The organism is Desulfocurvus sp. (assembly GCF_023230885.1).
Classification (GTDB): domain Bacteria; phylum Desulfobacterota; class Desulfovibrionia; order Desulfovibrionales; family Desulfovibrionaceae; genus Desulfocurvus.
In genome coordinates, this window is record NZ_JALNWM010000199.1 from 1 (window position 1) to 6,549 (window position 6,549).

Genomic DNA, 6,549 nt, shown 5'->3' on the forward strand with positions numbered 1-6,549 from the left:
AGGGCTCGGGCAGGGCGTCCAGGCCGGTCAGGTTCTCCACGATGGGCAGCCCCGCGCCCAGGAGCAGGGTGTGCACCGGGCGCTCGGGGTCGGCGGTGGAGTCGATGTTCATGGCGTCGATTCCGGCCAGGGCGGCCCCGGCCGCACACAGCAGCTCAGCGGCCCCGCGGGTCAGGTGGGGCAGGTCGCGAAAGTAGGCGTCGTCGCCCCAGCGGCGGGCGTGGCCGGTATGCACCAGCACGGCCCGCCCGGCCAGGGGCAGGCCCTGGAGAGCCTCGGGGCCGATGGCCCGGGGGGCGTCCGGCGCCCGGCGCACCAGGGTCACGGGCAGGTCGGCCAGCCGCTCCAGGGGCAGGTCCGCAAGGTCCGCGCCGTCGGCGTGGCGGTGGAAGGGCGCGTCGATGTATGTGCCGGTGTTGCCGATCATGGTAATGCGCCCGATGTGGAACTCCGTGCCCGGGGCGTAGCGCCCGCGCGAGGCCTCGCGCGAGAGGTGCGCGTCCACCACCGGCCCGGGCAGCCCCGGGCAGCTGATCATGCCGTGAACAACGGGATGGGACAGGTCGAAGTATCTCATGCGTCCTCACTCAGGGTATCGGCCAGGTAGGCCTCCAGGTCCGGGCGGCCGGCGGGGTTGCGCAGGCAGTGGGCCAACCACGCCCCGCGCTCGAAGCACATGACGCGCAGGTCCCACACGCAGGCCGTCAGGCTGGTGTGGGTCCGCTCCTCCAGGGCCGCGGGCGCCTCGGCGGGGGCGATGAACACGCGGTGGCGCAGCTCGTTCTCGTTTTCCCACCAGTCGGCGAAGACCCAGGCCGCGCCGCGCCCGTCGTGGATGCCCAGGTAGCCCACGCCGTAGCGGCCCGGCCCGGCGGCCGGTGCGGGAAAGGCCGTGGCCGCCAGCCCGTGCGCGGCCGCAACCAGCTCCGGGCGCGGCAGGGCCCGGCCGTGGGCGATGCCGTAGGTCTTGATGCGCCAGCCGCCGACATCGAGCAGGCCCAGGGGCCGGATGGGCCGCAGGCCGCAGGGTTCGGGCAGGGGGAAGGTGCTCATGGGTCCTCCTTTTCGCGAGGGGTCATACCCACCGGGCCTCCACGGTGCGCTCCGAAACGTTGCCGCCGGTGTTCACCGTGCCCGCGGGCTCGATCATCATGATCTTCGTCTCCTCATCGGCCACGGGCATGTGCTCCACCCCGCGCGGCACCACAAGGCACTCCCCGGGGCCCAGCTCCACGTCGCGGTCGCGGAACCGCAGGGTCATGCGGCCCTCGATGACGAGGAACATCTCGTCCTCGTCCTCGTGGCTGTGCCACTCGAAGGCGCCCTGGATGCGCCCGAGCTTCACATGCACGTCACCCACTCGGGCGATGATCCGGGGCGACCACCGCTCCGTGAACAGCGCGAATTTTTCCTGGATGTTGATCTTTTCCACGAGGATGCTCCTTCCGCTCGCGGCGGGTTTGCGCTCAGTCCGCGCCGGGCGCCGCGCAGGCCACGGGCAGGGCTCCGCCCTCGCGCAGGGCGCGGAAGGCGATGATCGTGCGCGTGCCGCAGACGGCCTCGATGTCGTTGATGCCCATGACCACCTCCTCGAGCTGGGCCGTGTCGCGGCAGCGGACCTTGGCCAGGAAGCAGTCCTCGCCGGTGAGATGCGCGACCTCCTGCACGGCGGGCACGGTGCACAGGGCGCCGCCCACCTCGCGGGCGCGGCGGTACACCGACAGGCGCACCAGCACATAGGCCAGCACGGGCAGGGCCACGGCGACGGGGTCGACCAGGGCGGCATAGCCCCGGATGACCCCGTCCTGCTCCAGGCGCCGGATGCGCCCGAAGACCGCCGAGGCCGTCATGCCCACGCGCCGGGCGATCTCCGCGTTGGATGTCCGGGCGTTCTCCTGAAGGATGGTAATGATTTTTGCGTCAATTTCGTCGATCATATTCTTTTATCCCCTTTCAAGTTTCGATATGTCACAAGCGGGCACATGTAAAGCGCGAAAATGCCCCGCGCCTTCCGGGGGGGGGGCGGGGCGGGGCGGCGGGGTTGTACAGCGACCTTGCCAAGACCGGGACGCGCGGTTAAGGGGGTGCGCTGGGGGCGTGTCCGCTCCCGGTTTTTTCCGAACAAGGCAAGGTCGTTTCATGCGCAGATGGCATATGAGGGGGGGCTACCGCGAGGTGCTCGTGGTCGGGCTGCCGCTGGTGGCGAGCATGGTCTCGGGCACGGTGATGCAGTTCACCGACCGCATGTTCCTGGCGCACCACAGCCTGGAGGCCCTGGCAGCCTCGTTGTCGGGCAGCATCACGAATTTCGTCTTCATGGCCTTTTTCGTGGGCGTGGCCAGCTACGTCAACGTCTTCGTGGCCCAGTACACGGGCGCCGGGCAGCCCGGCAACGTGGGCGCGGCCCTGTGGCAGGGGCTGTGGTTCTCGCTCCTGGCCGGGGTGGCGCTGGCGCTGCTGTCCCTGCCGGGGGGCTGGATCTTCGCCCTGGCCGGGCACGCGCCCGAGATCCAGGAGATGGAGGTGGCCTACTACCGCATCCTGTGCTGGGGCTCGGGCCTGGCCGTGCTGGGCATGTGCCTGTCCACGTTCTACTCCGGACGCGGGCTGACGCGCACGGTGGCCGTGGTCAACATGATCGGCGCCGCCCTGAACATCCCCCTGGACTACGCGCTCATCAACGGCGCCTGGGGCTTTCCGGCCCTGGGCATCCGGGGTGCGGGCATCGCCACGGTGACGGCCTGGGGCGTGACGGCGCTGCTGTTCGCCGCGCTGGTGTTCACCCGGGGCAACGAGGCGCGCTTCGGCGTGCGCTCCCGGTGGCGGCCCGACCGCGAACTGTTCGCGCGGCTCATGCGCTTCGGGCTGCCGGGCGGGGCGCAGCTGTTCCTGGACGTGTTCGGCTTCACGGTATTCATCCTGCTCATCGGCCGGTTGGGGACCACGGAGCTGGCCGCATCCAACCTCGTGTTCTCCCTGGACCATTTCGCCTTCATGCCCATGGTCGGGCTGCATATCGCCATCGAGACGCTGGTGGGCCAGGCCCTGGGCGCAGGCGATCCGGGCCGGGCCGAGGAGGTCACGCGCAGCGCCCTGCACCTGGCCCTGGCCTGGGCCCTGTCCCTGGCCGCCGTGTTCCTGTTGGTCCCCGAGCCGCTGGTGGCGGCCTTCCGCCCGGCGGACATGACCCCCGCGCAGTACGCCCCGGTCATGACCATGGGCAGCCTGCTGCTGGTGGTCGTGGCCTTCTACACCCTGTTCGACGGCGTGGCCCTGGTCCACTTCGGCGCCCTCAAGGGCGCGGGGGACACGGGCTTCGTCATGCTCTGCCAGTCCGTGTGCTCCCTGCTGCTCCAGGTGCTGCCGGTGTGGCTCCTGGTGGAGGTCCTGGGCTGGGGGGTCTACTGGTGCTGGGGCACCCTGGCCGTGTCCCTGGCCGTGCTCGCCCTGGCCGCGCGGCTGCGCTACGCCGGGGGCCGCTGGAAGGCCATGAGCGTCATCTCCGGCTAGGGGCCGGGGAGCCGACCCGCGCCCCGGCCCGGCCCTTGCCTGGGGCCGGGCGATGCTTATCTTCCCCCCTCGGGCCGCGCGGCGGCCCGGCCCGGCCACGCACCCTCAACGCCGCGCCCCCCGGCGCGCCGGACACAAGCATCATGACCAATCCCGCCTCCCGCCCCGGCGCCGAATACATCCACATCGAAGGCGCCCGCCAGCACAACCTGAAGAACCTGGACCTGGACATCCCGCGCGGCAAGCTCGTGGTGGTCTGCGGGCCCAGCGGCTCGGGCAAATCCACCCTGGCCTTCGACATCGTCTACGCCGAGGGCCAGCGGCGCTATGTGGAATCCCTTTCGGCCTATGCCCGCCAGTTCCTGCCCCAGATGGACAAGCCCAAGGTGGACAAGATCGAGGGCCTGTCCCCGGCCATTTCCCTGGAACAGCAGGCCGCCTCGCGCAACCCGCGCTCCACCGTGGGCACGGTGACGGAGATCTACGACTTCCTGCGCGTGTTCTACGCCCGCCTGGGCACCATGTACTGCCCGCAATGCGGCAAGCCCATCCGCTCCCAGACAGCCGACGAGATCGTGGACGACATCCTGGCCCTGGGCGAGGGGGCGCGCTTCCTGCTGCTGGCGCCCCTGGCCGAGCACCAGAAGGGCACCCACGCCGAACGCCTGAAGCGCCTGCGCTCCGAGGGCTTCGCCCGGGTGCGCGTCGACGGCCAGGTGCTCGAACTGGAGCCCCTGCCCGAGCTGGAGAAGAACCGCAAGCACACCATCGAGCTGGTGGTGGACCGCCTTGTGGTGCGCGAGGGCGTGCGCGGGCGGCTGGCCGACTCGGTGGAGCTGGCCCTGGCCCACGGCGGCGGGCGGCTGGCCGTGGCCCTGGCGGGCGGCGAGCGCGACGGCGAGACGATCTTCTTCAGCACCGACTCGGCCTGCCCCACCTGCCACGTCAGCCTGCCGGCCCTGACCCCGCAGCTGTTCTCCTTCAACAGCCCCCAGGGGGCCTGCCCGACCTGCTCGGGCCTGGGCAGCGTGGACTATTTCGAGCCCGCCCTGCTGGCGCCCAACCGGGGCCTGTCCCTGGAGGGCGGGGCGGTCATCCCCTGGAAGAACCCGCGCGTGTTCTCGCGCTTCGCCGACCGCCTGAAGGCCCTGGGCCGCCGCCACGGCTTCACCCTGGGCACGCCCCTGGCGGCGTTTTCCCGGGGTGCGCACCACGCGCTCTTCCACGGCGAAGGGGAGGGCGGCGACTGGCCCGGGGTGGTCGCCCTGCTGGACAGCGGCATGAGCTTCGGCTCCATCTGGCGCGACGAGCTGTCGCGCTACCGCCAGAGCCGCCCCTGCCCGGCCTGCGCCGGGGCCCGCCTGCGCCCCGAGGCCCTGGCCGCCCGCGTGGGCGACCTGAACCTCTTCGAGTTCACCAGCCTGTCCATCCGCCGGGCCCTGGACTGGCTGCGCGGCCGCGAGTTCCCGGGCCACAAGGCCATGATCGCCGAGCCGCTGATGAAGGAGCTGACCCATCGCCTGGGCTTTCTGGTCAACGTCGGGCTGGACTACCTGTCCCTGGGCCGCAACATGTCGACCCTGTCCGGCGGCGAGGCCCAGCGCATCCGCCTGGCCGGGCAGCTGGGCTCCGGGCTCGTGGGCGTGACCTACGTCCTGGACGAGCCCTCCATCGGCCTGCACCCGCGCGACAACGACCGCCTGCTGGCCACCCTGCGCGAGCTCCAGGGCCGGGGCAACACCGTGCTGGTGGTCGAGCACGACGAGGCGACCATCAAGCACGCCGACCACATCCTGGAGCTGGGCCCCGGCTCGGGCTGGCTGGGCGGGGAGATCGTCTACCAGGGCGACGTGCCCGGCCTGCTGGCCGACGCGAAGAGCCTCACCGCGCGCTACCTGCGCGGGGATATGCGCATCGAGCAGCCCGACGCCCGGCGCCCGGCCCGGGGCGTCGTAGCCCTCAAGGGCGTGACCACAAACAACCTGCGCGGGCTGGACGTGGACTTCCCCCTGGGCTGCCTGACCTGCGTCACCGGCGTGTCCGGCTCGGGCAAATCCTCCCTGGTCATGGACACGCTCTACAAGCACCTGGCCCTGGAGCGCGGCATCAAGGTCGAGGAGCCCGGCCAGCTCGCGGGCATCGCCGGGGGCGAGGCCATCGAGCGCATCGTCTCCATCGACCAGACGCCCATCGGCCGCACCCCGCGTTCCAACCCGGCCACCTACACCAAGATATTCGACGAGATCCGCACCATCTTCGCCGGGACCAAGGAGGCCAAAAAGCGCGGCTACAAGCCCGGCCGCTTCAGCTTCAACGTGCGCGGCGGCCGCTGCGAGGCCTGCCAGGGCGACGGGTCCATCCGCGTGGAGATGCACTTCCTGCCCGACGTGTTCGTGACCTGCGACGTGTGCAAGGGCCAGCGCTACAATCGCGAGACCCTGGAGGTGCGCTACAAGGGCCTGAACATCTCCGAGGTTCTGGGGCTGACCGTGCGCCAGTCCCTGCAATTCTTCGAGAACTACCCGGTCCTGGTCCGCCGGCTGGCCATTCTCGAAGACGTGGGCCTGGAGTACCTGCGCCTTGGCCAGCCCGCCACCACGCTGTCGGGCGGCGAGGCCCAGCGCATCAAGATCAGCCGCTAGCTGGGCAAGCGCAGCCTGCCCGGGACCCTCTACATCCTCGACGAGCCGACCACCGGCCTGCACATGCATGAGGTCGGCAAGCTCATCGCCGTGCTGCACCGCCTGGTGGACAAGGGCGCCACCGTCGTGGTCATCGAGCACAACACCGACGTGGTCCGTGCCGCCGACTGGGTCCTGGACCTGGGGCCCGGCGGCGGCGAGCACGGGGGGCGCATCGTCTCCCGGGGCACCCCGGAGCACATCATCGCCGACCCCGACTCCGTGACCGGGCGCTTCCTCGTGGACCGGGGCTGACCGACGGGGGAGCGGGGCGTGGGCGCCCACGCCCCGCTCCCCCGCCCGGCGCCCAAGCCGCCCCGCCCGACGCCCAAGCCGTCCTCCCCACATCCTTCCCGGC

Annotated in this window: 7 protein-coding genes; 3 read left to right on the top strand and 4 right to left on the bottom strand. The window is 71.2% G+C overall.

The annotated features are described in order from the left end of the window. The 4 genes from M0P34_RS12735 to M0P34_RS12750 form a co-directional block, all read right to left on the bottom strand. The coding region (locus M0P34_RS12735; protein ID WP_291499725.1) for a cyclase family protein at positions 1–577 on the bottom strand (577 nt) is incomplete at its 3' end. Beyond that, positions 574–1,053 (bottom strand): hypothetical protein, encoded by a 480-nt coding sequence (locus M0P34_RS12740; RefSeq protein WP_291499728.1) that lies wholly within the window; start codon positions 1,051–1,053, stop codon positions 574–576. The genes M0P34_RS12740 and M0P34_RS12735, both read right to left, overlap by 4 nt. A gap of 22 nt (positions 1,054–1,075) precedes the next feature. Beyond that, positions 1,076–1,432, bottom strand: a complete 357-nt coding sequence (locus tag M0P34_RS12745) for a cupin domain-containing protein (protein WP_291499729.1) — start codon at positions 1,430–1,432, stop codon at positions 1,076–1,078. A 34-nt stretch (positions 1,433–1,466) separates the two neighbouring features. Further along, a complete protein-coding gene (locus tag M0P34_RS12750; protein ID WP_291499731.1) occupies positions 1,467–1,937 on the bottom strand; it encodes an Lrp/AsnC family transcriptional regulator in 471 nt (156 codons plus the stop codon). 217 nt (positions 1,938–2,154) lie between these two features. Here M0P34_RS12750 and M0P34_RS12755 point away from each other — a divergent pair, with 217 nt between their 5' ends. The 3 genes from M0P34_RS12755 to M0P34_RS12765 all read left to right on the top strand — a co-directional run bounded on the left by M0P34_RS12755 (position 2,155) and on the right by M0P34_RS12765 (position 6,446). After that, positions 2,155–3,510: an MATE family efflux transporter gene (locus M0P34_RS12755; protein ID WP_291499733.1), complete on the top strand. Its 1,356-nt coding sequence runs from the start codon at positions 2,155–2,157 to the stop codon at positions 3,508–3,510. A 143-nt stretch (positions 3,511–3,653) separates the two neighbouring features. Beyond that, positions 3,654–6,152, top strand: coding sequence for an excinuclease ABC subunit UvrA (uvrA, locus tag M0P34_RS12760; RefSeq protein ID WP_291499736.1), 2,499 nt, complete (start codon positions 3,654–3,656; stop codon positions 6,150–6,152). A gap of 63 nt (positions 6,153–6,215) precedes the next feature. Beyond that, entirely contained in the window at positions 6,216–6,446 is a 231-nt protein-coding gene (locus M0P34_RS12765) for a hypothetical protein (protein WP_291499738.1), read from the top strand. Positions 6,447–6,549: the final 103 nt, after the last annotated feature.